Annotated in this window: 21 protein-coding genes; 12 read left to right on the top strand and 9 right to left on the bottom strand. The window is 71.1% G+C overall.

Annotated elements, in window-relative coordinates:
* The first annotated feature begins 29 nt into the window (after positions 1 to 29).
* Positions 30 to 566, top strand: coding sequence for a hypothetical protein (locus F6W97_RS19100; RefSeq protein WP_155371726.1), 537 nt, complete (start codon positions 30 to 32; stop codon positions 564 to 566).
* A gap of 86 nt (positions 567 to 652) precedes the next feature.
* On the opposite strand, the gene F6W97_RS19095 is transcribed toward F6W97_RS19100, so the two are convergent.
* A complete protein-coding gene (locus tag F6W97_RS19095) occupies positions 653 to 3,394 on the bottom strand; it encodes a glycoside hydrolase family 3 N-terminal domain-containing protein (RefSeq protein ID WP_155371725.1) in 2,742 nt (913 codons plus the stop codon).
* A gap of 199 nt (positions 3,395 to 3,593) precedes the next feature.
* Between F6W97_RS19095 and F6W97_RS19090 the strand changes: the two genes are divergently transcribed.
* From F6W97_RS19090 to F6W97_RS41280, 7 genes are all read left to right on the top strand, one after another.
* Complete coding sequence (locus F6W97_RS19090; RefSeq protein WP_230686804.1) at positions 3,594 to 4,646, top strand: Dyp-type peroxidase; 1,053 nt, start codon at positions 3,594 to 3,596, stop codon at positions 4,644 to 4,646.
* A gap of 152 nt (positions 4,647 to 4,798) precedes the next feature.
* Positions 4,799 to 5,608, top strand: coding sequence for an SDR family NAD(P)-dependent oxidoreductase (locus tag F6W97_RS19085; RefSeq protein WP_155371723.1), 810 nt, complete (start codon positions 4,799 to 4,801; stop codon positions 5,606 to 5,608).
* A complete protein-coding gene (locus F6W97_RS19080; RefSeq protein ID WP_155371722.1) occupies positions 5,586 to 5,984 on the top strand; it encodes a hypothetical protein in 399 nt (132 codons plus the stop codon). The genes F6W97_RS19085 and F6W97_RS19080 overlap by 23 nt, the downstream gene beginning before the upstream one ends.
* A gap of 68 nt (positions 5,985 to 6,052) precedes the next feature.
* Complete coding sequence (locus F6W97_RS19075) at positions 6,053 to 6,562, top strand: SigE family RNA polymerase sigma factor (RefSeq protein ID WP_230686803.1); 510 nt, start codon at positions 6,053 to 6,055, stop codon at positions 6,560 to 6,562.
* On the top strand, positions 6,549 to 7,736 hold the full coding sequence (locus tag F6W97_RS19070; RefSeq protein WP_155371720.1) for a hypothetical protein: 1,188 nt from the start codon (positions 6,549 to 6,551) through the stop codon (positions 7,734 to 7,736). Before F6W97_RS19075 ends, F6W97_RS19070 begins: the two co-directional genes overlap by 14 nt.
* 214 nt (positions 7,737 to 7,950) lie before the next feature.
* Positions 7,951 to 9,345 (top strand): family 2B encapsulin nanocompartment shell protein, encoded by a 1,395-nt coding sequence (locus tag F6W97_RS19065; protein ID WP_330164978.1) that lies wholly within the window; start codon positions 7,951 to 7,953, stop codon positions 9,343 to 9,345.
* Positions 9,346 to 9,437: 92 nt separating this feature from the next.
* A complete protein-coding gene (locus F6W97_RS41280) occupies positions 9,438 to 10,475 on the top strand; it encodes a family 2 encapsulin nanocompartment cargo protein polyprenyl transferase (protein ID WP_155371718.1) in 1,038 nt (345 codons plus the stop codon).
* A 125-nt stretch (positions 10,476 to 10,600) separates the two neighbouring features.
* Here F6W97_RS41280 and F6W97_RS19055 read toward each other — a convergent pair whose 3' ends face one another.
* From F6W97_RS19055 to F6W97_RS19035, 5 genes are all read right to left on the bottom strand, one after another.
* Positions 10,601 to 11,140 (bottom strand): DUF1697 domain-containing protein, encoded by a 540-nt coding sequence (locus tag F6W97_RS19055; protein ID WP_196279230.1) that lies wholly within the window; start codon positions 11,138 to 11,140, stop codon positions 10,601 to 10,603.
* Positions 11,137 to 11,949 (bottom strand): Fpg/Nei family DNA glycosylase, encoded by an 813-nt coding sequence (locus F6W97_RS19050; RefSeq protein WP_155371716.1) that lies wholly within the window; start codon positions 11,947 to 11,949, stop codon positions 11,137 to 11,139. Before F6W97_RS19050 ends, F6W97_RS19055 begins: the two co-directional genes overlap by 4 nt.
* Before the next feature lie 72 nt (positions 11,950 to 12,021).
* Positions 12,022 to 13,254, bottom strand: a complete 1,233-nt coding sequence (locus tag F6W97_RS19045) for an acyltransferase family protein (protein ID WP_155371715.1) — start codon at positions 13,252 to 13,254, stop codon at positions 12,022 to 12,024.
* Positions 13,244 to 14,563, bottom strand: coding sequence for a glycosyltransferase 87 family protein (locus F6W97_RS19040; protein WP_155371714.1), 1,320 nt, complete (start codon positions 14,561 to 14,563; stop codon positions 13,244 to 13,246). The genes F6W97_RS19045 and F6W97_RS19040 overlap by 11 nt, the downstream gene beginning before the upstream one ends.
* Before the next feature lie 91 nt (positions 14,564 to 14,654).
* A complete protein-coding gene (locus F6W97_RS19035; RefSeq protein WP_155371713.1) occupies positions 14,655 to 15,116 on the bottom strand; it encodes a MarR family winged helix-turn-helix transcriptional regulator in 462 nt (153 codons plus the stop codon).
* 92 nt (positions 15,117 to 15,208) lie between these two features.
* Here F6W97_RS19035 and F6W97_RS19030 point away from each other — a divergent pair, with 92 nt between their 5' ends.
* The 4 genes from F6W97_RS19030 to F6W97_RS19015 all read left to right on the top strand — a co-directional run bounded on the left by F6W97_RS19030 (position 15,209) and on the right by F6W97_RS19015 (position 19,016).
* Positions 15,209 to 15,985: a pirin family protein gene (locus F6W97_RS19030; RefSeq protein WP_155371712.1), complete on the top strand. Its 777-nt coding sequence runs from the start codon at positions 15,209 to 15,211 to the stop codon at positions 15,983 to 15,985.
* 180 nt (positions 15,986 to 16,165) lie between these two features.
* Positions 16,166 to 17,422: a GDSL-type esterase/lipase family protein gene (locus tag F6W97_RS19025; protein WP_155371711.1), complete on the top strand. Its 1,257-nt coding sequence runs from the start codon at positions 16,166 to 16,168 to the stop codon at positions 17,420 to 17,422.
* Between the two features lie 383 nt (positions 17,423 to 17,805).
* Positions 17,806 to 18,555, top strand: a complete 750-nt coding sequence (locus F6W97_RS19020; RefSeq protein ID WP_155371710.1) for a DUF2071 domain-containing protein — start codon at positions 17,806 to 17,808, stop codon at positions 18,553 to 18,555.
* Positions 18,556 to 18,668: 113 nt separating this feature from the next.
* A complete protein-coding gene (locus F6W97_RS19015) occupies positions 18,669 to 19,016 on the top strand; it encodes a MazG nucleotide pyrophosphohydrolase domain-containing protein (protein WP_155371709.1) in 348 nt (115 codons plus the stop codon).
* A gap of 209 nt (positions 19,017 to 19,225) precedes the next feature.
* Here F6W97_RS19015 and F6W97_RS19010 read toward each other — a convergent pair whose 3' ends face one another.
* The 3 genes from F6W97_RS19010 to F6W97_RS19000 are packed head-to-tail and all read right to left on the bottom strand — an operon-like array spanning position 19,226 to position 22,581.
* Entirely contained in the window at positions 19,226 to 20,677 is a 1,452-nt protein-coding gene (locus tag F6W97_RS19010) for an MGH1-like glycoside hydrolase domain-containing protein (RefSeq protein WP_155371708.1), read from the bottom strand.
* On the bottom strand, positions 20,674 to 21,585 hold the full coding sequence (locus tag F6W97_RS19005) for a carbohydrate ABC transporter permease (RefSeq protein ID WP_155371707.1): 912 nt from the start codon (positions 21,583 to 21,585) through the stop codon (positions 20,674 to 20,676). The genes F6W97_RS19010 and F6W97_RS19005 overlap by 4 nt, the downstream gene beginning before the upstream one ends.
* A 27-nt stretch (positions 21,586 to 21,612) precedes the next feature.
* Positions 21,613 to 22,581: a carbohydrate ABC transporter permease gene (locus F6W97_RS19000; protein ID WP_155371706.1), complete on the bottom strand. Its 969-nt coding sequence runs from the start codon at positions 22,579 to 22,581 to the stop codon at positions 21,613 to 21,615.
* Positions 22,582 to 22,715 lie beyond the last annotated feature (134 nt).

Raw genomic sequence — 22,715 nt, 5'->3', positions numbered from 1 at the left:
TGACAGGGGTCGCCGGTACGGTGCCCCGCATGCGTGATCAGGACCTGCTGCGGCAGATACAGGACGAGGCGTGGATCGCCGAGCTGCTCGTACGTTTCGACTTCGACCTCCGCCGGGTGGAGAACGGGCCTGTCGAGGGGGTGCGGCTGCCCGACGGCGGCGCGCTGGAGATGATCGCCGGGGACGCCTCCGGCGGCGCGTTCCTGCTGGCCGGGCCGCCGGCCGACAACCGTCCCGTCGTCTACGCCGGTTCCGAGGGCGAGGGCGGGCTGATCGCGGCGGACCTGCGTACCGCGCTGGCGCTGGTGGTCGGTCTGTCCAGCCTGCACGACGCCACCTCGAGGCCGCTGGGTGACGGGGCGGCGCTGCGGGACTGGCTGGCCTTCGCCGACGACGAGATCCGCGAGGACTGGCCCGAGCTGGACGACGACCGGGCCCGGCTGCGGGCCGCCCTCGACCTGCCCGAGGCGGGTGGCCTACTGGCCGGGCTGCACGCGGCGGCGGCCGACGAGCGCTACCTGCCGGTCAGCGAGCACGGCAACGTGTACGAACCGCTGACCCGTTAGCCCTGGCCACCGGCCGCAGGGCGTTGGGAAGGGCACCTTCTACATCGCGTAGCGATAAGAAGGTGCCCTTCCTTCGCTCGTCCCGGTTAGGCGGTGCAGGGCGTGGTGTTGAGGGTGAAGGCGGTGGGGGTGGGGTTGGTGGCGGTGTAGGTGCCCTGGAGGCCGAATTGGGCGTTGGCGGTCGGGGGGATGACGGCGTTCCAGCCGCCGTCGCGGGCGGTGACGGTGGCGCCGGATTGGGTGACGGTGGCGTTCCAGGCGCTGGTGACCTGCTGGTTGCCGGTGAAGGTCCAGGTCAGGGTCCAGCCGTTGATGGTGGTCGAACCGGTGTTGACGATGGTGACGTTGGCGGTGAAGCCGTTGCCCCAGCTGTTCGGGGTCCAGGTGACCCGGCAGCTTGCGCCGGTGCCGCCGCCGGTCGTCGTGACGACGACGGTGTTGGAGTTGCCGGAGACGTTCCCGGCGGCGTCACGGGCCCGGACGTGGAACCGGTACGTGCTCGACGCGGACAGGCCGGTGAGGGAGAAGGTGGCGCCGGTGGCGGTGCCGGCGAGCGTGAACGTGCCGCCGCTCGTGCCGGGAGCCTGGAAGACCTCGTAGCCGGTGACGGCGACGTCGTCGGTGGAGCCGGTCCAGGTGAGCGTCGCTCCGGCGCTGGTCACGTTGGTGGCGGCCAGGTTCGACGGGGTGGTGGGGGCCTGGGTGTCGCCGCCCGCGGCGGTGGTCACCGCGACCGTGCCGGAACGCGCCGAGCGGTTCCCGGCGGCGTCCTTGGCGTACACCGCGAACGTGTAGGCGGTCGAGGGCGTCAGCCCGGTCAGCGACGCGCTGTTCGTGGCCGGCGACGACACGGCCGTCTCCGTCGAGCCCTGCACGCGGACCACGTCGTAGCCCGTCACGGCGACGTTGTCGGTGGCGGCGGCCCAGGACAGCGCGACCGACGACGCGGTCACGCCGGACGCGGCGGGCGTGCCGGGCGTGGACGGCGGGGTCGTGTCGGCCGGGGTGCCGCCGTAGGTGAGGCCGAAGCCGTACGCGAACAGCGGGGTCTTGCCGTCGCCGTCGTTGATCGGCTGCTGGCTCGCGCTGCTCATCCAGGTCACCGGCAGTTTGCCGGTCGGCTGGACGGCCCCGAACAGCACGTCGGCGACGCCCTGCCCCTCGGTGCCGGGCAGCCAGGCGGCGACCAGGGCGTTCCAGTTCGGCAGCTGCGCTGCGATGTCCAGCGTGCGGCCGGAGACGAGCACGACCACCACGGGCACGCCGGAGTTGCGCAGCGTGGTGAGGGTGTTGAGGTCGGTGGAGTCCAGGCCCATGCCGCTGGGGCGGTCGCCCTGGCCCTCGGCGTACGGCTGCTCGCCGACGACCGCGATCGCCACCCGGTAGGAGCTGTCGATGCCGCTGCCGCCGCTGTTGTAGGTGACGGTGGCGGCGGAGCCGACGGTGTTGCGGATGCCCTGCAGGATCGTGGTGCCAGGGGTGGTGTTGCCGGACGCGCCCTGCCAGGAGACGGTCCAGCCGCCGCTCTGCAGGCCGATGTTGTCGGCGTGCCGGCCCGCGACGAAGATCTTGCCGCCGGTGGCCGGGATGGGCAGCACGTTGCCGCTGTTCTTCAGCACGACCTGCGACTTGGCGACGGCCTGGCGGGCCAGCGCGCGGTGTGCGGTGCCGCCGAACGAGGACAGGTAGGAGCGGTCGGCCAGCGGCCGCTCGAACAGGCCGAGTTCGAACTTCTTGGTCAGGATGCGGCGCACCGCGTCGTCGATCCGCGAGGTGCTGACCCGTCCCGCGTTCACCTCGGCCCGGAGCAGGTCGAGGAAGCTCTTCCAGGCGGTGGGCGCCATCACCATGTCGATGCCCGCGTTGACCGCGCTGCGTACGTCGGTGGCGCTCATGCCGGTGGCGCCGTCGATCTGGTCGATGCCGTTCCAGTCGGACACGACGATGCCGGAGAAGCCCAGCTCGCCCTTGAGCACGGTGGTGATGAGGAACTGGTTGCCGTGCAGCTTCGCGCCGTTCCAGCTGCTGTAGGAGATCATCACCGAGCCGACGCCGCGCTGGATCGCGGCCTGGAAAGGCGGCAGGTGGATCGCCCGCAGTTCCGCTTCGGACAGCTGGGTGTTGCCCTGGTCGGTGCCGTTGGCGGTGCCGCCGTCGCCGAGGTAGTGCTTGGCGGTGGCGAGCACGGAGGCCGGGCCGCCCAGCGTGGCGCCCTGCAGGCCGGTGACGATGGTCGCCATCGAGCCGACGAGGTCGGGTTTCTCGCCGAAGGACTCGTAGGTGCGGCCCCAGCGGTCGTTGCGGGCCACGCACAGGCAGGGGGCGAAGTCCCAGTCGACGCCGGTGGCGGTGACCTCCTCGGCGACCGCCCGGCCGATGTTGCCGACCAGGGCCGGATCGCGGGTCGCGCCGAGGCCGATGTTGTGCGGGAAGATCGTCGCGCCGACCACGTTGTTGTGGCCGTGCACGGCGTCCGCGCCGTACAGCAGCGGGATCTTCAGGGGTGTGGCCGACGCGGCGTGCTGGAAGCCGTCGGTCATGTCCGCCCACGAGGTGGCGTTGTTGGACGAGGGTGCGGAGCCGCCGCCGGACAGCAGCGAGCCGAGCCGGTACTGCGTGATGTCGCCGCTGGTGACCGAGGCCCGCTCGGCCTGGGTCATCTGGCCCAGCTTCTCGTCCAGCGTCATCCGCGACAGCAGGTCGGCGACGCGGGTGGCCACGGGCAGGGCCGGGTCCTGGTAGGGGAAGTCGGCGGCGACCGCGGGCGGGGCGATCGCGAGGGTGGCGACCAGCAGGGCCGCGGGCACGGCCAGGCGTAGCAGTTTCATGATCCAATCCCGTCTGGAGTGGTGGGGGAAACGTCCGGCGATGCCCGGTCTCGCCTTTGGGAGCGCTCCCGCGCCGAGCTTACGGGACATTCATCGACTTGAAAAGAAGCCGCAATACTGTGCGGTATGCCGGAATTCCGGCGATATGGCGGCAGGTGCCGTGGCACGATTCCGAGGAGGAGGCTTCCGGGAGGTCATCGTGGGCAGCGTCGAGTCGCAGCCGGTGCTGACGGGCCTCACCGAGGCCGCCGTCTTCCTGATCGTGACAGTGCGCGAGGGGGCCGAGGACGACGTCCGGGACCTGCTCGGCGACGTCGCGAGCCTGGCCCGCGCCGTGGGCTTCCGGGTCCCCGACGGGCAGCTCCAATGCGTGGTCGGCATCGGCTCGCTGCTGTGGGACCGGCTGTTCGGCGGCCCGCGCCCGGCGGGCCTGCACCCCTTCCGCGAGATCACCGGCCCGCGGCACGTCGCCGTCGCCACCCCGGGCGATCTCCTGTTCCACCTGCGGGCCCGCCGCATGGACCTGTGCTTCGAGCTGGCCAAGCAATTCATGGCCCGGCTGGCGGGCCGGGTCGACGTCGTCGACGAGACGCACGGCTTCAAGTACTTCGACGAACGGGATCTGCTCGGTTTCGTCGACGGCACCGAGAACCCGACCGGTAACGCGGCCGCCACGGCGGCACTGGTCGGCGACGAGGATCCCGGCTTCCTCGGCGGCAGTTACGTGATCGTGCAGAAGTACCTGCACGACATGGCCGCCTGGAACGCGATCTCGGTGGCCGAGCAGGAGCGGGTCATCGGCCGGACCAAACTGGACGACATCGAGTTCCCCGACGAGGCCAAGCCCGCCGACTCGCACCTGACGCTGAACACGATCGTGGACGCCGAGGGCGCCGAGCGCAAGATCGTGCGCGACAACATGCCGTTCGGCTCGGCCGGCGAGGGCGAGTTCGGCACCTACTTCATCGGGTACGCGGGCCGGCCCGAGGTCACCGAAGAGATGCTGCAGAACATGTTCGTCGGCAGGCCGCCCGGCACCACCGACCGCATCCTCGACTTCTCCACCGCGGTGTCCGGCAGCCTGTTCTTCGTGCCGTCCGCCGACCTGCTCGACGACCTGCCACCGCCCGCCGGGGCTGCCGCCGCCGAGCCGGCCGAGGCTGCGCCCGCGGCATCTGCGGCGGTGGAACTCGGGCCGGTCGGGATTCCGGGTGCCGTGGCCGTGACGCCGGGCGCGTCCCACGACGCGTAGGAGGCGCGGCTGTACTTCCAGGAGTCGCTGACGTTCTTCGTGCAGACCACCGAGGCGGGGGTCGAACTCACCGCCGGGTGACCGCCGGACTGCCCCCATTCGGGGGCGCCGAGGCCTTCTGACGTGGCACGATTCCGGTGAGGAGGCGTGCGGTGACGCGCCCGCGTGAGGGGACGACGATGATGCTCTCCGGCAAACGCGCCCTGGTGTTCGCCGCCGACGAGCGGCTCGCCGAGACCGTGGCCAGGCACCTGGGCAGACTGGGGGCGCAGGTGTGGGTCAGCGGCCTGGACACCGAGGCCGTCGAGGCGCTCGCTGAGAAGATCCACGCCGACGGCGGCGAGGCGCATCCGGCCACCGTCGACCCCAGCGACCCCCACCACGTACGCGAATACGTCTCCGCCGTCGCCGCGAAGGGCCCGGTCGACGTGTGCTTCAACGGCTTCGAACTGCCGGCCCACTCCTCCGGCGTCGGGGTGCCCTACCGCGACCTGGACCCCGCCCTGCTCGTCGAAGCCCTCGGCGAGGTGATCGGCGCACAGTTCCTGACCGCGCGGGAGGCGGCCCGGGTGATGGTCCCGGCCGGGCGCGGCTCGATCGTCACGGTCGCGTCGACCAACGGCAGCAGCGGCCGCCCGCACACCGGCGCGCTCGGCGCGGTGGCCGGCGCGCTGGAGGCGCTGGCCCGCAGCATGGCCACCGAGTACGGGCCGTCCGGCGTACGGGTCAACCACGTGCGGGCCACCCGGCTGTCCACCGGCCCGATGTACTACGAGAACGCGCTGGGACGGCCGGTGACCGTGGACGAGGTCGCCGGGGCCGTGGCCTGGCTGTCGTCCGAGGCGTCCGGGGGCGTCACCGGACAGGTGATCGAGGTCAGCGGTGGGGAGCACGGGCTCAGCGAGGCCGTGGCCGCCCGCGGGCCGAGGAAGGAGCGCCATGTCGAACTCGATCTACCATGACGAATACGGCACCATCAGCCGCGACGACGGCCGCGGGGTGCTGGAGCTGACCTGGTCCCCGGCGACCGACCACATCAGCGACGAGGACTTCAAGGCGCTGATGGCCCGCTTCGCGCAGACCGCCGAGCAGCTGCCCACCCGCTACCTGGTGGTCGACGCCCGCGACCTGCGCCACCGTCCGGACGCCGACTTCGACAACTGGTGCGACCAGCACCTCATCCCCTGCTACAACCGGGCCGGGGTGGCCAAGCTCGCATACCTGATGCGGCCCGCCGAGGCCGCGGAGGCCGAGCCGGCGCCCGAGGGCCCGGCCACGTTCCCGACCGCGTACTTCGACTCGATGGAGTCGGTGCAGGATTGGCTCAAGACCGGCTGAGAACGATGGCGTGAGGGTGCAACAGGCCGCCTCCGTCCGGCGTAGATACCGGGTGGAGGTGGCGACTGGTGCCGGATCATTCGTTCGACGACTTCGTCCATGCCGCCCTGCCCGCGCTCAGCCGCTACGCGTACGCCCTGACCGGCGAACGCGCGGCCGGTGAGGACCTGATCCAGGACACCCTGGTCAAGGTCGCCGGAGCGTGGCGGCGGGTGCACCGCGACGGCAGCCCATTGGCGTATGCGCGCACGACGATGCTCAACACGTACCTGAGCGCGTGGCGGATCCGCCGCAGGCGGCCGGCCAGCGTGCCGCTGGAGGTGGACTGGCCGGGGCCTGACGCGTACGGCCCGGTCGATGTCCGTGATCAGCTGCGCCGCGCGCTGGACGCGCTGCCGCGAGCCCAGCGGGCGGTGCTGGTGCTCGGTTTTCTCGACGATCTGTCCGATGAGGAGATCGCCGTGATGCTGGACCGCCGCCCGGCCACGGTGCGCTCGCTGCGCCACCGGGGCCTGGCGGCGCTGCGCCGGCAGCTCGACGGCGACCAGGTGGAGGGCGATCCGTATGCACGACGTTGAGCGGCTCCTGCGCGACGAACTCGGCCGGCGGTCGGCGCTGCCCGCGCCCTCGGCGGCCGCGGTCGTGACCGCGGTGCACGGCCTGCGCCGCCGCCGCCGGATCACCACGGCTGCGCTGTGCGCGGTCGCGGTGCTGGCCACGCTGGCCGGGACGGTCTCCGTGCTGCGGCCCACGGCTTCCGCGCCACCCGCGTTCCCGCCGCCGGTCGTCGGCCCGGTGTCGCTGACCCTGCCGCCGGACGTCCGTTTCGCCGACGCCGACCACGGGTTCGCGCTGGCCCGGTCGTGCCTGGCGGACTCGTGCCAGCTCTACCTCGCGGCGACCACGGACGGCGGCGCGTCCTGGCAGCGGCACCCCGTGCCGGGCGAGACGTTCCCCGCGGAGCAGGGCGGGCAGGTCGGCCTGCTGGTGCTCAGCGCCACCACGGTCGCGCTGGACGCCTTCGACGGCACCCGGCGCAAGTTCACCACCGACGGCGGCCGGACCTGGACCAGCCCGCCGATGGAGCCGCAGGGCACAGTGGCGGAGATCCCCGACGGCGGGAGCGGCGAGATCCGGTCGAACCCCGGCCAGCCCATCGACATCGTGGTGCTGCGCCCGGACGGCACCTCGGCGCTGCTCGCCACGCCCCCCGTGACCAGGCCGCTGACGTCGATGGCGACGCACGTGCAACGCGCGGACGACGGCAGCGACTGGGTGTACGGCGGTGACGACACCAGGACCTGGCTGTGGGTCAGCCGCGACCGCGGCCGCACCTGGCGGGAGGTGCCGCTGCCCGGTGACGCCGCGGCGCCGGGCGGGGGCCAGGGTCCGCACCTGGAGCACGGCCGGATCGTGTACGTCGTGGAGACGTCCCCGAAGCGCCGGGTGTGGCGCAGTTTCGACGACGGCGCGCACTGGGCGGACCTCGGCAAGGACCTGCCGCCGGACCCCGACGGAGAGGCCGGGCTGGGCGCGGTGGTCGCCTTCGACGGCACCCTGTTCGTGTACGAGCCGGCGACCGGTGCCGTCTACCGGGCCATGCCCACCGAGCAGCGGCTGGGCCGGGTGGGCGACGTGCCGATCTGGCACCGGGCGGGCAGCCGTTACCTGCGCGGCGCGGGGCCCAAGGCGTCCGACGGACCCTTCGAGCACTCCGCCGACGGGCTGACCTGGACCGAGCTGAGCCTGTAGCCGTACACCGATCAAGGCTCCGTGCACGCCGCTCACCCGGCGAGGACGGAGCCTTGGTCATGTCCGGGGCAGGCCGCACCCTAGCAGAGGACGATCCCCACTTCCAGACCTTTCGTTCATACCACTTGAACACTAAGAATTAGTGCGAACCGGACACACCGGCGGGAGAACTCCCGCCGGTTCGTACTACCAGAGGTGGGTGATGGTGGTGTCGGTGGATTCCTCCACGGAAGTCGAGAGTGGACAGGCACGATCGAGTCTGGCCACGGCGGCGGCTCGCAACCTGGCGACGACGACGAAGTCGGCGCCGCAGATGCAGGAGATCTCGTCCCGGTGGCTGCTGCGCATGCTGCCGTGGGTACAGGTCAAGGGCGGCACCTACCGGGTCAACCGGCGGCTGAGCTACGCCGTCGGCGACGGCCGGGTCAGCTTCACCACGATCGGCGCGCAGGTCAAGGTCGTCCCGCCGGAGCTGTGCGAGCTGCCGCTGCTGCGCGACTTCGAGGACCTCGGGGTGCTGGGCGCGCTGGCCGACCGGTTCACGCAGGCGGAGTACTCCCCCGGCGACGTGATCGTCGAGGCCGGCCGCCCCGCCGACCAGGTGCACCTGATCGCGCACGGCAAGGTCAACAAGCTGGGCACCGGCAAGTACGGCGACCGGATCGTGCTCGGCGTGCTCGCCGACGGCGAGTACTTCGGCGACCAGTCGCTGACCAAACTCGGCAGCACCTGGGACGTCACCGTCAAAGCGGTCACCAGCTGCATCGTGATGTCGCTGAGCCGCGGCGCGTTCGACGAGGTGGTCGGGCAGTCCGAGCTGCTGCGCGACCACGTCCGGCGGCACCAGGCCAACCCGGTGCCGCCGCAGAACAAACACGGCGAGGCCGCGATCGAGATCTCGGCCGGCCACATCGGCGAGGCCCAGCTGCCCGGCACGTTCGTCGACTACGAGCTCACCCCCCGGGAGTACGAGCTCAGCGTCGCGCAGACCGTGCTCCAGGTGCACACCCGCGTCGCCGACCTCTACAACGAGCCGATGAACCAGATCGAGCAGCAGCTCCGGCTGACCATCGAGGCGCTCAAGGAGCGCCAGGAGCACGAGCTGATCAACCACCGGGAGTTCGGGCTGCTCCACAACGCCGACCTCAAACAGCGGATACACACCCGCTCCGGGCCGCCGACCCCCGACGACCTGGACGAGCTGCTCAGCCGGCGGCGCAGCTCGCACCTGTTCCTCGCCCACCCGCAGGCCATCGCCGCCTTCGGCCGCGAGTGCACCCGCCGCGGCCTCTACCCGCAGGGCGTGGAGATCAACGGGAACACCGTGCCCGCCTGGCGCGGAGTCCCGCTGCTGCCCTGCAACAAGATCCCGGTGAGCCCGAACCGGACCACCTCGATCCTGGTCATGCGCCTCGGCGAGGCCGAGCAGGGCGTCATCGGCCTGCACCAGACCGGCCTGCCCGACGAGTACCAGCCGAGCCTGTCGGTGCGCTTCATGGGCATCAACGACAAGGCGATCCTGTCGTACCTGGTCAGCGCCTACTACTCGGCCGCGGTGCTGGTCCCCGACGCGCTCGGGGTGCTGGAGAACGTGGAACTCGGCCACTGATTCCGCCGCCGGGCACCTTGCGGGCGTGTGCGCACGTTGGACAGGGTGCCCGGCGTCCTTGTCGTAAGCCCTTCGGGAGAGGTGGGACCACCATGAGCACTGTGGAGATGGCACGCGGTCAGTCCGCACGGGACGTGCTGGCGTGGAGCCGTACGCTCGTCGACCCCGCGTTAAGAACCGCGGTCGGCACGCTGCGGCCCTCGATGCGCCGCATTTCGGGGTACCACTTCGGCTGGTGGGACGCCGACGGCACGCCCGCCTCCGGCGACGCCGGCAAGGCCATCCGGCCCGCGCTGGCGCTGGTGGCGGCCGAGGCGGTGGGCGGCGACGCGGCCAAGGCCGTGCCCGCGGCGGTGGCCGTGGAGTTGATCCACAACTTCTCGCTGCTGCACGACGACATCATGGACGGCGACGTCACCCGGCGGCACCGGCCCACCGCCTGGACGGTGTTCGGGCAGGCCCCCGCCATCCTGGCCGGTGACGCCCTGCTCGCCCTGGGCTTCGACGTGCTCGCCGGCTGCGGGCACCCCGCTGTGCCCGAGGCCGGGCGGCTGCTCAACAGCGCGGTCCAGGAGCTGCTCGACGGGCAGAGCGCCGACCTGGAGTTCGAGGAGCGCGACGACGTACGCCTGGCCGAGTGCCTGTCCATGGCCGAGTCGAAGACGGCCGCGCTGCTGGGCGGGGCGTGCGCGCTCGGCGCACTGCTCGGCGGCGGCAACGCCGACCAGGTCGCCGCGCTGACCGAGTTCGGCCGCCGGATGGGGCTGGCCTTCCAGTTCGTCGACGACCTGCTCGGCATCTGGGGCGACCCCGCGGTCACCGGCAAGTCGATCCACTCCGACCTGGCCAGCCGGAAGAAGTCGCTGCCGGTGGTCGCCGCGCTCACCTCCGGCACCCCCGCCGGGCACGAGCTGAGCCTGCTGTACCAGCGCCAGGGCCCGCTCGACGGGCCGGAACTGACCCGCGCCGCAGAGTTGGTCGACGCCGCCGGGGCCCGCGCCTGGGCCCGCGCCCGCGCGGACGCCCTGCTCGCCCAGGCCCTGCGCCGGCTGCACGCCGCCGACCTGGCCCTGTCCCCCGCCTCCCAGCTGCACGCCCTGGCCCGCCTGGCCACCCACCGCCAGCACTGACGCCGCCGCGCCCTGGCGCACCCGCCTGACGTAGACGTCGGCCTATCTGGATGAGTTCGATCGCCGAATTCTCATCCAGATAGGCCGACGTCTATGACAAACGGGGCAGCGCGGGGCGGTGGGGGTCAGGAGAGGAGGGCGGAGAGTTTGGTGACGGTGTTCCAGTTGCGGGCGGTGGCGATGGTGACGCCCAGGCGCTTCTGGAACATCGTGTGGGTCAGCTTGGTCTCGCCCGCGCCGTCGGGCAGCCACATGTGCACCTCGCGCTCCCCCGCCACGAGCCGGTCGCCGGGCCTGGCCAGCGCGTCGAGCTCGGCCAGTTTGGCGGCGTCGACGGGGCCGGACAGGAACACCACGAACTGGCGGGACGGGTTGTCGGCGACCTCGGCGAGCGGGTTGGCCTTGATGATGCGGGCCAGGTCGGCCCCGTCGCGGACCAGGCAGCCGACGGACATGCCCAGCTCGGCCTCGATCGCCTTCTCCAGCTCCTCGGCCAGCGCCGCCTGGTCGGACTTCGCGCTGCCGAAGACCACGTTGCCGCTCTGCAGCAGCGTCTTCACGTCCTGGTGGCCCAGGCTTTCGACCAGCTTGCGCAGGTCGGCCATGGCGATCTTCTTGTTGCCGCCCACGTTGATCCCGCGCAGCAGCCCTGTGTAACGCTTCACGAGGCACCTTTCTGACAGTTCGCGCACCAGTACGAATTTCGCCCGGCCAGCTCACCGCGGCTGACCTCGGCGCCGCAGACCAGGCACGGCAGGCCGGGACGGCGGTACACGTAGACCTCGCCGCCGTGGCGGTCGACCCTTGGCGGCCGGCCCATCGCCTCGGGCTCGTGCTCGGGGCGGACCGTGTCGATCCGGCCGCTGAGCACGGCCTTGCCCATCAGGTCGACCAGGTCGGCCCACAGCTCCCGCCAGCCGTCGGCGGTCAGCGTGCGACCGGGGGCTGTCGGCGCGAGACCGGCCCGGAACAGCGCCTCCAGCACGAAGATCAGGCCAGTCCCGGCCACGATCGACTGGTCCAGCAGCAGCGCCGCGAGGGAGTTGCCGCTGCGGCGGATGCGCTCGTACGCCTGTTCGGGCTTGGCGTCGGCACGCAGCGGGTCGGCGCCCAGGCGGGCGCGCAGCGCGTCGACCTCCGGCGGGTCGAGCAGCTCGCACGCGGTCGGGCCGCGCAGGTCCAGCCAGTGCCGGGGGTTCTCCATGTGCAGCCGCACCTGCCCGACCGGGGGCGGGGCCGGGCAGTCGCCATCGGCGAACTTGCCGTAGAGCCCCAGGTGCACGTGCAGGGTGAGGTCGCCGTAGTGGTGCAGCAGGTGCTTGCCGTACGCCTCGGTGTCGAGCAGGACGGCGCCGCTGATCCGGGCCGCGCCCTCGGCGAACCTGCCCTGCGGGCTGGTGACGGTGACGGGCTGTCCCGCGAACAGTTCACGGTGCCGGTCGGCGAGCCGGCGTACGGTGTGTCCCTCGGGCATCGGTACACGATAACCGCCCGGCCGGGCGGCGCCGGACCGGGAACACGGACGGGTGGTGCGGGCCGCCGCGGCTCAGCCGGCCGCCCGCAGCTGGCGGAACGAGTCGCCGAGCCGGCGCTTCATCCACCGGGACACCGGGCGTTCGACGAGCCGGTGGATGAGCCAGGCCAGCACCAGCAGGCCGGCCACCAGGGCGGCGATGAGCAGCCACGGCGAGACGTAGGTGTGGGCGCGCTCGATGACGGCGAGTCCGGTGGTCTGGTGGATGAGGTACAGCGGGTAGGTCAGCGCGCCGGCGGTGGTGACCCAGCGGGCGGTCACCCAGGAGAACAGTCCCAGCGCCACCGCAGCCATGACCATGAAGAACACCGTGACGATCGCCGCCGACACGGTGAAGGAGACGCCCCGCGACATGGCCAGGCCGGGCAGCTTGACGAGCGCGATCAGCCAGGACAGTCCCACGATCGACCAGAGCAGCAGGTTCTGCCCGAACCGGTGGATCAGGTAGAAGGCGATGCCGGCGACGAAGTAGGCGAAGTGGTTGGCGACCACGACGGTGCCGAGCCACGGGCTGCCGAACTTCGGCGCGGCCAGGGCCACGACGGTCCAGATCGCGCAGAAGGCGACGACGCGCCGGTAGGTCAGTCCCCTGGCCACGACGATCGCGAAGAAGATGTAGAAGATCATCTCAACGGCGAGGGTCCAGTAGGACAGGTCGAGGTGCCGGACGCTCAGGAACTCCTGCATCATGGTCAGGTTGGCCAGCACCTCCTTGCCCCCCGGCGCCGCGGCGGGGCCCACCACGAGCACGCCTGCGGCGAGCACCACGGCCAGCCAGTACGCCGGGTAGAGCCGGACGACGCGGGAGACGAAGAAGTCGCCGACCGACCGTCCCCAGGTGCTCATGCAGATGACGAAGCCGCTGATGATGAAGAACAGCTGCACGCCGAGGAAGCCGTACGTCGACGCGGTGTGCACCGGGCCGAAGATGTTCTCCGCGGGCTGCTGCCACGCGCCGGTCTTGTCCCCGATGAGGTGGTAGGCGACCACCATGAGCGCCGCGCCGAGGCGCAGCGCGTCCAGAGCCAGCACGCGCGGGGGCCGCACGGCGGCCGGGGCGCCCGGCTGCGGGGTCACCGGCTCGGCAGAGCGCTGCGCCGGGATCTCGGGTTGTTCCAGAAACGCCCGGTCGGCCACTGCCCCGTTGCTCGCGCGGTCGTCCGTCGTCTGCGTCACCGACGCCTCCTCGTCCTCGTCCTCGTCATGCTCGTGCTCGTGCTCGTCACGGCCGGAATCAGCCCGCATCGGCCGCAGGGCCGGTCGGGACCGCGGCCTGCGCCGCCTTGCGGGTCAGCCGGTACAGCCAGACCGCCGCGAGCGCGAACAGCAGCAGCGCCGCCGGCACGTACGGGTCGACGAAGAGCCGGCGGGTCAGCCCCTGGGTGTTCCAGGCTCCCCAGATCAGCCCGGTCGGCAGGAACTCGCCCGACCGGTCGTGGGTGGGCCACAGGGCGAACGGCAGCAGCACCGCGAGCGCCACCGCGGCGGGGATCAGCCGGGCCCGGCCGCTCACCCGCCGTACGACGTCGATGAGCACGACCGCCGCCGGGCCGATCCACAGCCAGTAGTGCGACCAGCTCACCGGCGAGATGAGCAGCGTGGTGAAGCCGACGATGATCATCGCCATGGCCTCCTCGCCGCGGCGCTGGACGGCGACCGCCAGGGCCATGCCGGCGACCGCCACGACGAGGGCCGACAGCATCCACCAGATCGTGTTCTGCTCGTTGGTGCCCAGCAGGCGCGCCGTGAAGCCCTGCAGCGACTGGTTGCCGCCGTAGCGCGGGCCGGGGCCCATCAGCACCCGGCTCGTGTCGAACGCGCGGCCGTCGATCCAGTAGTCGACGGAGCCGCCCGGGTCGACGGCGAAGCCGATGAGGGTGAGCCCGAGGAACGTGCCCGCCGCGACGAAGGCTGCCCGGATACGCCGGGTCAGCAGCAGGTACACGACGAACAGTCCCGGCAGCAGCTTCACCGCGGTGGCCGCGCCGATGCCGATGCCCTTGAACCGGCTGCGGTCCGACAGCGCCAGATCCGCCACGACCAGCAGCATGACCAGCACGTTGATCTGGCCCATGTTCATGTTGCGGTACAGCGGCTCGGACCAGAGCACGGCCGCGCCGATCGCGGCGACGATGCCGACCCGGCCGGCGGTGCCGCGGAAGCCGACCATCCGGGTGGTGAGCCACACCGCGGCGAGCATCGCCGCGAAGCTGACCGCGTTCATGCAGTACAGCGCCGTGCGCTCGTCGATCCAGGTCGCCGGGACCAGGAACGGCAGCGTCACCGGCGGGTACGTGTACGGCAGGTGCAGCCCCGTGTACCCGAGCTGGTAGACGGGCTGGCCGTCGAGGAAGGCCCGCGCCGCTCCGACGTACATGCTGAAGTCGGTGCCGGAGAACCGGTGGTCACGCAGGAAGAGGACGAACAGTGCGAGCGCGCCCGCGAGCACCGCCAGGCCGGGCACGAGCAGCCAGGCGGGCACCGTGACCCGGGGACGTTCGGTGTGGTCGACGGCCGCATCGGCGGCGAACTGTCGCAGGCGCTGGATGACCATAGTGGCGCGAATCCTAGCCGCCGCGAGCGCGGTTCGCTTTACGCGGGGCGGGCGGGGCCCGGCTCCCCGAGGTCGGTGACCTGCGCCGCGCTCACGGCGTGGGGCGCAGGTGCGCGCGCATGCGCGCGTAGGCGTCCTTGATGTGGGCGCGGTCGGCCGGGCTGAGGTGGTCGAACATGTGCTCGCGCACCGCGCCGACGTGGCCGGGGGCGGCCTCGGCGAGCTTCGCCGCGCCCGCCTCGGTGAGTTCGGCGTGCATGCCGCGCCGGTCGTCGTCGCACTCGACCCGGCGCACCCAGCCGGCGTCCTCCAGCCGGGTCACCGCGCGGGTCACCCCGCTGCGGGAGGTGAAGCTGGCGTCGGCCAGGTCACGCATGCGCAACCGGTGCCCGGGTGCCTCGGACAGGTGGACGAGCAGCTCATAGTCGGTGAAAGAGACCCCGGAGTCCGTTTCGAGCTGCCGGTCGAGTGCCTGGATCAGCAACCTGGTGCCCTCCAGGTAGGCCCGCCAGGTCTCCTGCTCGTCGTCGTCCAGCCAGCGCGTCTCAGCCATGCGTTCAGTCTAGCGGGAATAGTTGACCGAGCAACAATGTCATGTATGCTGCACTCGTTGACAACGCAACGACCTGATCGAAAGGCACGGCCGTGAAGACCTCCACCGCCAAGCCCCGCCGCGAGCTCATCGACGTCCGGTACGCCGACGAGCGGGCCAAGACCCGCATCGGCTGGCTGGACTCCAAGCACTCGTTCTCGTTCGGTCGCCACTACGACCCGCGCAACACCCACCACGGGCTGCTGCTGGTCAACAACGACGACATCGTCACACCCGGCTTCGGCTTCGAGACGCACCCGCACCGCGACATGGAGATCGTGACCTGGGTGCTGCGCGGCTCCCTGGTGCACCAGGACTCCACCGGGCACTCCGGCGTCATCTACCCGGGCCTGGCCCAGCGGATGAGCGCGGGCACCGGCATCATGCACTCGGAGAAGAACGACTCCTGGCGGTTGCAGGGCGACAAGCACACCGACCCGGTGCACTTCATCCAGATGTGGGTGGTGCCGGACACCGACGGCATCACGCCCGGCTACGAGCAGCTGGAGATCGACGACGAGCTGCTGCGCGGCGGCCTGGTGACGGTCGCCTCCGGCATGAAGCAGCACACCGGCGCCTCCGCGATCCGGATCAAGAACCGGCACGCGGCGCTGCACGTCGCGCGGCTGCAGGCGGGCGACAGCGTCGAGCTGCCGAACGCGCCGTACCTGCACCTGTTCGTGGCGCGCGGCGCCGTGTCCATGGAGCAGGCGGGCACCCTGGCCCAGGGCGACTCGGTGCGGCTGACCGGCAGCGGCGGCCAGCGGATCACCGCGAGCGCACCGGCTGAGGTCATGGTCTGGGAGATGCACGCCACCATCGCCGGCTGACGGCCCCACAGCCGCCGGACCCCCGACCCTGCGCCCCAAACGCGGCCGGGGGTCCGGCCACCACGACCGAGCCCTCGGATGATCGACGTATTGACGTACGTGTCCTGACCGGACTTTGATGACCTTCTACCCGGACACCGCGCGACGTGGCGCACCGTCCCGCCTGGAAGGTCGATGTCCGTGGCCAACCCCTCGCAGCGGCGGGTCGTCGTCGCCGCCGTCGTGCTCGTCGCCACCGTGCTCACCCTGGCCGTGGCGTGGGGCAGGGCCGGCGACCCGGCCGAGGCCGCACCGGGCGAGGGCTGGGTGGGCACCTGGGCGGCGGCCCTGGCCCCGGCCGGCGGCGGCATCGCCGGCAAGGGCTTCACCAACCAGACGGTACGCATGACCGTGCGCACCTCGGTCGGCGGCGACGAGACCCGCATCCGGCTGTCGAACGCGTTCGGCGCCCAGCCGCTGACCGTCGGCCGGGCGACGCTGGCCCTGCCGGTCGCCAACGACACCCCGCAGATCCAGCCGGCCACCCTGCGCGAGCTGACCTTCGACGGACGCCAGCAGGTCACCGTGCCCAAGGGCGGCCAGGTGCTCAGCGACCCCGTGCCGATGCCCGTGCAGGCTCTGCAGGAGCTGACGGTCAGCGTGTTCCTGCCGGTGGCCACCGGGCCGGTGACCTTCCAGTTCAACGCCCGCGAGCCGGCCTACCTCGGCGCGGGCGACCAGGCCGCCAAGGCCGAGTACACGGTCACCGACAGCCGCAACTACTGGTTCTTCCTCAGCGGCGTGGACGTGCGCACCCGCCACGCGGCCGGGGCCGTGGCGGTCCTCGGCGACTCGCTGACCGCGGCCAACGGCTCCACCCTGGGCCTGCACCGCCGGTGGACCGACTACCTGGCCGCGCGGCTGCACGACGAGGCCGGCGAAGCCGACCCGGCCGTGCTCAACCTCGGCCTGGCCGGCAACGCGCTGACCCACGACGGCTCCGAGATCGGCTTTCCCGAACTGGGCGTCAACGGGCTGGCCCGGTTCCTGCGCGACGGCCCCGGGCAGACCGGCGTGCACACGGTCGTCGTCGAGCTGGGCATCAACGACATCCAGATCTACGACGACTCCCCCGAGCGGATCATCTTCGGCCTGCGGCAGCTCGCCACCCAGGCCCGCGAGCTGGGCCTGCGGGTGCTGGCCTGCACGCTGGGGCCGTTCCAGGGGTTCAGCTCGTGGACGCCGGGCAAGGAGAACACCCGGCTCGCGGTGAACGCCTACCTGCGCGACAGCGCGCAGTTCGACGCCGTGCTCGACCTCGACGCCGTGCTGCGCGACCCGGACGCGACCGGCAAACTGCGGGCGGCGTACGACAGCGGCGACCACATCCACCCCAACGACGCGGGCAACGAGGCGATCGCGAAGGCCGTACCGCTGGATCTGTTATCCGGATCGTAATCAATTTAAATATATAGGTGCTTGACACGTAGTTGCACGCGCAGGAAGCTGAGTTCACGCACGTCAGGCAGTCCTCGGAAAGGTGGTGTTCGCCATGTCCGCATTGGAGTTCGCACTCGAGTACGCACTGGAGTTCGCTCTCGAGTAGGCCGCTCAGGCCTCTGACAGAAACAGCGGCGGCGCACCCTTCCGGGGGTGCGCCGCCGCTGTCGTACGAAGGAAGGGCACCTTCACATCGCCATAGGTAGAGGAAGGGCACCTTCTTAACGCTCCAGCCACGGTGAGCTGCCCCGTCGGCTGCACCACAAGCGTCTTGAGCATCTGCTCAACTTGGCCTACAGTGCCAGTTGAGCAGATGCTCAAATGATGAAGGAGCTGCCGTGATGCTGCCGCGTGTACAGAGCGAGATCCAGCGCCGCCTGCTGGTGAACTACCGCGCCGACGCCGACCTGGTCGCCCGCCTGCTGCCCGAGCCGTTCCGGCCGCAGCTGGTCCACGGCGCGGCCGTGGTCGGCATCTGCCTGATCCGGCTCGGCGGCACCCGGCTGCCCGGCATGCCGCGGGTGGCCGGGCTGCGTCCCACCGAGAACGGCGCGCACCGGATCGCCGTCGAGTGGGACACCCCCGACAGCGTACGCACCGGCGTCTTCATCCCCCGCCGCGACAGCCACTCCCGCGCGACCGTCGCGCTCGGCGGACGGCTCTACCCCGGCTGGCACCACCGCTCCGTGTTCACCGTCGCCGAGACAGACACCGACCTGCGGGTCGCCTTCCGCTCCACCGACGACGAGGCGTACGTCGACGTGCACGCCCGGATCACCGACCGCCTGGCCGGCAGCGCACTCTTCGCCGACCTCGACGAGGCCTCACGTTTCTTCCGCACCGGCGCGGACGGCTACTCGGTGTCCCGCCACCCCGGCGTACACGAGGGCCTACGCCTGGTCTCCCCGCGGTGGGACGTGGAGCCCGCCCAGGTCCTGCACGCCCGCTCGTCGTTCTACGACGACCGCCGCCTGTTCCCGCCCGGCTCCGTCGAACTCGACGGCGCGCTGGTCATGCGCCACATCCCGGTCACCTGGCAGGCCCTCCCCCCGCTGGAAAGCAAGGGCACCTTCACATCGCTATACGTATAGGAAGGTGCCCTTGTCAACGCTCCACGCGCGCCCACCTGCATTCCACCGCCCCCACCCGGGCACGGCGGCGCGATAGCCTACGACGCCACGACGGAGGAACCGGGGAGACGACGATGGCGGAGCTGGAGCGCCTGCAGGAGCGTGCGCTGCAGATATGCGGGCTGTACGACGAACTCAACCTGCGTACCCGGGGCCGTGCCTGGACCCGGGAGGACCTGATGCTCGGCTTCGTCGGCGACGTGGGCGACCTGGCCAAGCAGGTGATGGCGGCCGAGGGCCGCCGCGAGATGCCCGGCGGCCGGGAGGCGCTGGCGCACGAGCTGGCCGACTGCCTGTGGTCGGTGCTGGTGCTGGCCCGCCGGTACGACTTCGACCTCGCCGCCGAGTTCACGCGGACCATGGACCAGCTCGAAGGGCACGTCGCCGCCAAAATGGCCGAGCTGCCCACCACCGAAGCCTGACCAGCGCCGACGGCCGGTCCCTCGAACGCGCCGGGTCGACCGTGCGCCCCGGCTCCATCACCGGCCATGTCTGCCACGACACCGCGACAACCCAGGAGTTGTGGCCACCACTCCTGGGTTGTCCCGTGTGACGCGCGCCCAGCCACCGTCCGACGTTAAGAAGGTGCCCTTCCTCTACGTATAGCGATGTGAAGGTGCCCTTCCTTCGGTCAAAGCGTGTGGTGGCCGGGGGGCAGGGGGATGGTGCGGTCGGGGAGGGTGAGGGTGATCGGGCCGTCGGTTTCGATGGTGAGGGTGGTGTTGTCGGCGAGGATGGTGACGCGGGTGTCGCCGACGCGGAGGTTGCGGATGCCGGTGCGGCCGGGCAGGTGGCGGCGGTAGTGGACGGTGCGGGTGAGGGCGTCGACGCGGAAGCCGAGGACGTGCTCGATGAGCATGGAGATGGGGGCCAGGGCCGACCAACCGCAGAAGTCGGGGCGTACGGGGGTGCGGTCGTCCTTGGCCGTCGACGGGGCGGGGCGGGTGGGCGAGTACGCCTCCCAGATGGTCGCGGGCGAGTACTGCGACCAGGTGCGGGCCATGTGGCGGATCAGGTCGTGGGAGGCGCGGTGGGCAAGGTCGGCGTGGCCGGAGTCGGCCAGGGCGCGGGCACTGGCGTAGGCGACCGGGATCCAGACGCCGCCGCGCCAGTACATGCCGTCGGGGCGGAACTCGGGGTCGTCGCGGGCCACCGACGGCCAGGGCACCGGTCCGCCGAAGCACGTCGGGTCGGCCAGCGCCGCAGCCAGGGCGTCGGCCTGGCCGGCGTCGCAGGCGCCGGCCAGCAGCGGCCAGTACACCGCGGGCGTGCGCACCCGGTGGAAGTTGTACGGCTCCTCGGCGAAGCGGTCGAAATACGAACCGTGCTCGGCCGACCAGAAGTCGTTCACCAGCGCGACGAGCCGCGCGTGGTGGGCGTCGTACTCCTCCGCGAGCGCGGTCTCGCCGATGAGCCGGGCCAGCCTCGCGATCGACCGCGCGGACAGGGCCTGCTGGGCTGCCACGTCGAACCACAGGATGTCGCCCGAGGTGCCGTGCTCGCCCTGGATCGGCGCGCGGGGCGTGTTGTCCATGCCGCTGGTGACGCCCTCCCACAGGTAGCCGCGCGGCACGCGCTCCACCGTGGTGGCGATGTTGCTGTGCGGGAAGCGGCTGCCCGCCGGGGTGCCCTCCATGAACGCGAAGTGCTGCTGGAGGTAGGCCTTGTCGCGCAGCAGCCACCGGACCCGGTCCAGGTCGCCGGTGTGGCGGACGTACTCCTCCTCGGACCAGGCGAACAGCGGCGGGTTGTCCGGGTGGTGGATCTTCAGGGACGTCGGCTCGGCGTCGTACATCGGGCGGTAGAAGTTGTCGAAGCTCTCCACCCCCGGGAACAGGTCGGGCGCGTACTTGCAGAAGTGCGCCATGAAGCAGGTGTCCCAGATCCAGATCGTGTCCGGATCGAAGCCCTCGTCCATGTACGGCGAGCGCGGCGCGCCCTCCCGTTCGACGACGTGGTCGTAGGCCAGCTGCCAGGCGGCCCAGTACAGGTCGACGAGTTCGGGTTCGGCGTCGAGCACCGGCACGGGCAGGGCCGACCGGTCCAGCGGGATCCGGGTGGCGACGGGCTGAGGGGCGTTCATTTGATCTCCGCGATGGCGACGCCCTTGTCGATGTACTTCTGCCCGAGGGCGTACAGGACGACGGGTGGGATGAGCGAGATGACGATGGCCGCCATGAGCATGGGCAGCGACGAGCCGAACGGCGAGGTGAAGTACAGCAGGCCGAGCGGCAGGGTGCGGTTCTCCTCGCCGGTGAGGTAGATCAGCGGGCCGAACAGTTCCCGCCAGCTGCCCAGGAACGTGAACACCGCGACCACGATGATGACCGGCTTGGACTGCGGCAGGATGATGTGCCACCAGGTGCGCAGGGTGCCGCAGCCGTCGATGCGGGCCGCCTCGTCGATCTCGCGCGGCAGGCTGAGGAAGAACTGCCGGAACAGGAAGATCTCGAAGGCCGCGCCGAACAGCTTCGGGATCAGCAGCGGGTAGAAGGTGTCGATCCAGCCGATCTCGCGGTAGAAGCGGTACAGCGAGATGGTCATGACCTGGCCGGGCAGCATCATCGTGGCGAGCACGACCATGAACAGCGCGTTGCGGCCGGGGAAGCGGAAGCGGGAGAAGCCGTACGCCACGAACGACGACGCCAGGATGTTGACGACCACGGCGTACAGGGCGAGCCACAGGCTGTTGCCGATGTAGTGCAGGAACTCGTACTTGAAGATGACGTCGGTGAAGTTCTCCCAGCGGAACGGGCTGGGGATCCACTCGAACGGCACCGCGAAGTACTGGTTGGTGTCCTTGAGCGACTGCGACACCAGCCACACGAACGGGAACAGCAGCAGCAGGCAGAACATGCTCAGCGCGGTGATCCGCGCGGTCAGCTCCCAGCGCGCCCGGTTGTTGCGCCTGCGCCGCACGGTGACGGGCGGCTCGGCGGGGACGGCGGAGAGCGCGTCGCCGCGCCGCGGCTTGTCCAACACGTCTTGCATGACAATCCTCCGGTGGGTGGGCCGCGGTCAGTTCTGGTCGGCGTCGCCGTACGCGGTGAAGCGCCGGGCCAGCCAGAGCACCAGGCCGGTCAGCACGAGGGTCGCGGCGAACATGATGAACGCCAGCGCCGAGGCGTAGCCCATGTCCTGGTAGACGAAGCCCTTGACGTACAGGTAGGTCACGAAGGTGCCGAGGCTGTTCTCGTAGCCGAGCGGGTTGCCGGTGGCGACGCCGCCGCTGTTGGCGAACGCGAGCGGGGTCTCGAAGACCTGGATGTGCCCGATCAGCGCCATGACCGTGTTGAAGACGATGACCGGTGACAGCAGCGGCAGGGTGACCTTGCGGAACATCTGCCACGGCCCGGCCCCGTCGACGCGGGCGGCCTCGAAGTAGCTGGCCGGGATGCCCTTCAGGCCGGCCAGGAAGATCAGCATGGTGCCGCCGGCGAACCACACGTTGACCAGGATCAGCGCGACGAGCGCGAGCCACGGCTTCTCGGAGTCGCCGAGCCAGTTGACCGGCTCGGTGCCGAAGATGCTCAGGAACATGTTGGCCAGTCCGACCTCGCCGCCCCGGAACACCTGCTTGAACAGGTACGCGGTGGCGATGCCGACGAGCAGGCTGGGCACGTAGATCAGGGTGCGGAAGACGTGGTTGCCGCGGAAGTCCTTGTACAGCAGCAGCGCCAGCGCCAGGCCGAGGCCGATCGAGATGACGGTCGACCCGATCACGTAGATGAGCATGTTGCCGGCGATGGTGGCGAACACCGGGTCGTCGGTGAGGATCTTCTCGTAGTTGTCCATGCCGACGAAGCGGATCGTGCGGAACACGTTGGCCTTGGACAGGCTGGTCAGGAACGCGGCGATGAGCGGCGCCACGCCGAACATCAGGAAGCCCAGCAGCCACGGGCTGATGTAGAGGTAGCCCTGTACGCCCTCGCGCCGCCACCAGCGCCGCTTGGGGCGTGGCCGCTGCTCGGCCGAAACCATGGTCATGCTGTACGCCTCCGGTCGGAAAGCACTGGGACGGCAGGGAACGGGACTTTCGGGTGGCCGGGCCGCCCCCGTGGCGGCCCGGCCCGGCCGGGGGGGCCCCCCGGGGGGCCACGGGGGCGCCCCGGCCCGGCAGG

Origin of the sequence: Catellatospora vulcania, from assembly GCF_009720385.1 — a bacterium.
GTDB classification, from domain to species: Bacteria; Actinomycetota; Actinomycetes; order Mycobacteriales; family Micromonosporaceae; genus Catellatospora; species Catellatospora vulcania.
The sequence above is the reverse complement of the archived record's forward strand: the minus strand, read 5'-3'. Positions and strand labels throughout refer to the sequence as shown.

What these genes read in the sequence shown, in the direction of transcription:
- F6W97_RS19100 (WP_155371726.1), top strand. Translation starts at nt 30, where the DNA reads ATGCGTGATCAGGACCTGCTGCGGCAGATACAGGACGAGGCGTGGATC.
- F6W97_RS19095 (WP_155371725.1), bottom strand. Translation starts at nt 3,394, where the DNA reads ATGAAACTGCTACGCCTGGCCGTGCCCGCGGCCCTGCTGGTCGCCACC.
- F6W97_RS19080 (WP_155371722.1), top strand. Translation starts at nt 5,586, where the DNA reads ATGTCGAACTCGATCTACCATGACGAATACGGCACCATCAGCCGCGAC.
- F6W97_RS19070 (WP_155371720.1), top strand. Translation starts at nt 6,549, where the DNA reads ATGCACGACGTTGAGCGGCTCCTGCGCGACGAACTCGGCCGGCGGTCG.
- F6W97_RS41280 (WP_155371718.1), top strand. Translation starts at nt 9,438, where the DNA reads ATGAGCACTGTGGAGATGGCACGCGGTCAGTCCGCACGGGACGTGCTG.
- F6W97_RS19050 (WP_155371716.1), bottom strand. Translation starts at nt 11,949, where the DNA reads ATGCCCGAGGGACACACCGTACGCCGGCTCGCCGACCGGCACCGTGAA.
- F6W97_RS19045 (WP_155371715.1), bottom strand. Translation starts at nt 13,254, where the DNA reads ATGCGGGCTGATTCCGGCCGTGACGAGCACGAGCACGAGCATGACGAG.
- F6W97_RS19040 (WP_155371714.1), bottom strand. Translation starts at nt 14,563, where the DNA reads ATGGTCATCCAGCGCCTGCGACAGTTCGCCGCCGATGCGGCCGTCGAC.
- F6W97_RS19035 (WP_155371713.1), bottom strand. Translation starts at nt 15,116, where the DNA reads ATGGCTGAGACGCGCTGGCTGGACGACGACGAGCAGGAGACCTGGCGG.
- F6W97_RS19020 (WP_155371710.1), top strand. Translation starts at nt 17,806, where the DNA reads ATGCTGCCGCGTGTACAGAGCGAGATCCAGCGCCGCCTGCTGGTGAAC.
- F6W97_RS19015 (WP_155371709.1), top strand. Translation starts at nt 18,669, where the DNA reads ATGGCGGAGCTGGAGCGCCTGCAGGAGCGTGCGCTGCAGATATGCGGG.
- F6W97_RS19010 (WP_155371708.1), bottom strand. Translation starts at nt 20,677, where the DNA reads ATGAACGCCCCTCAGCCCGTCGCCACCCGGATCCCGCTGGACCGGTCG.
- F6W97_RS19005 (WP_155371707.1), bottom strand. Translation starts at nt 21,585, where the DNA reads ATGCAAGACGTGTTGGACAAGCCGCGGCGCGGCGACGCGCTCTCCGCC.
- F6W97_RS19000 (WP_155371706.1), bottom strand. Translation starts at nt 22,581, where the DNA reads ATGACCATGGTTTCGGCCGAGCAGCGGCCACGCCCCAAGCGGCGCTGG.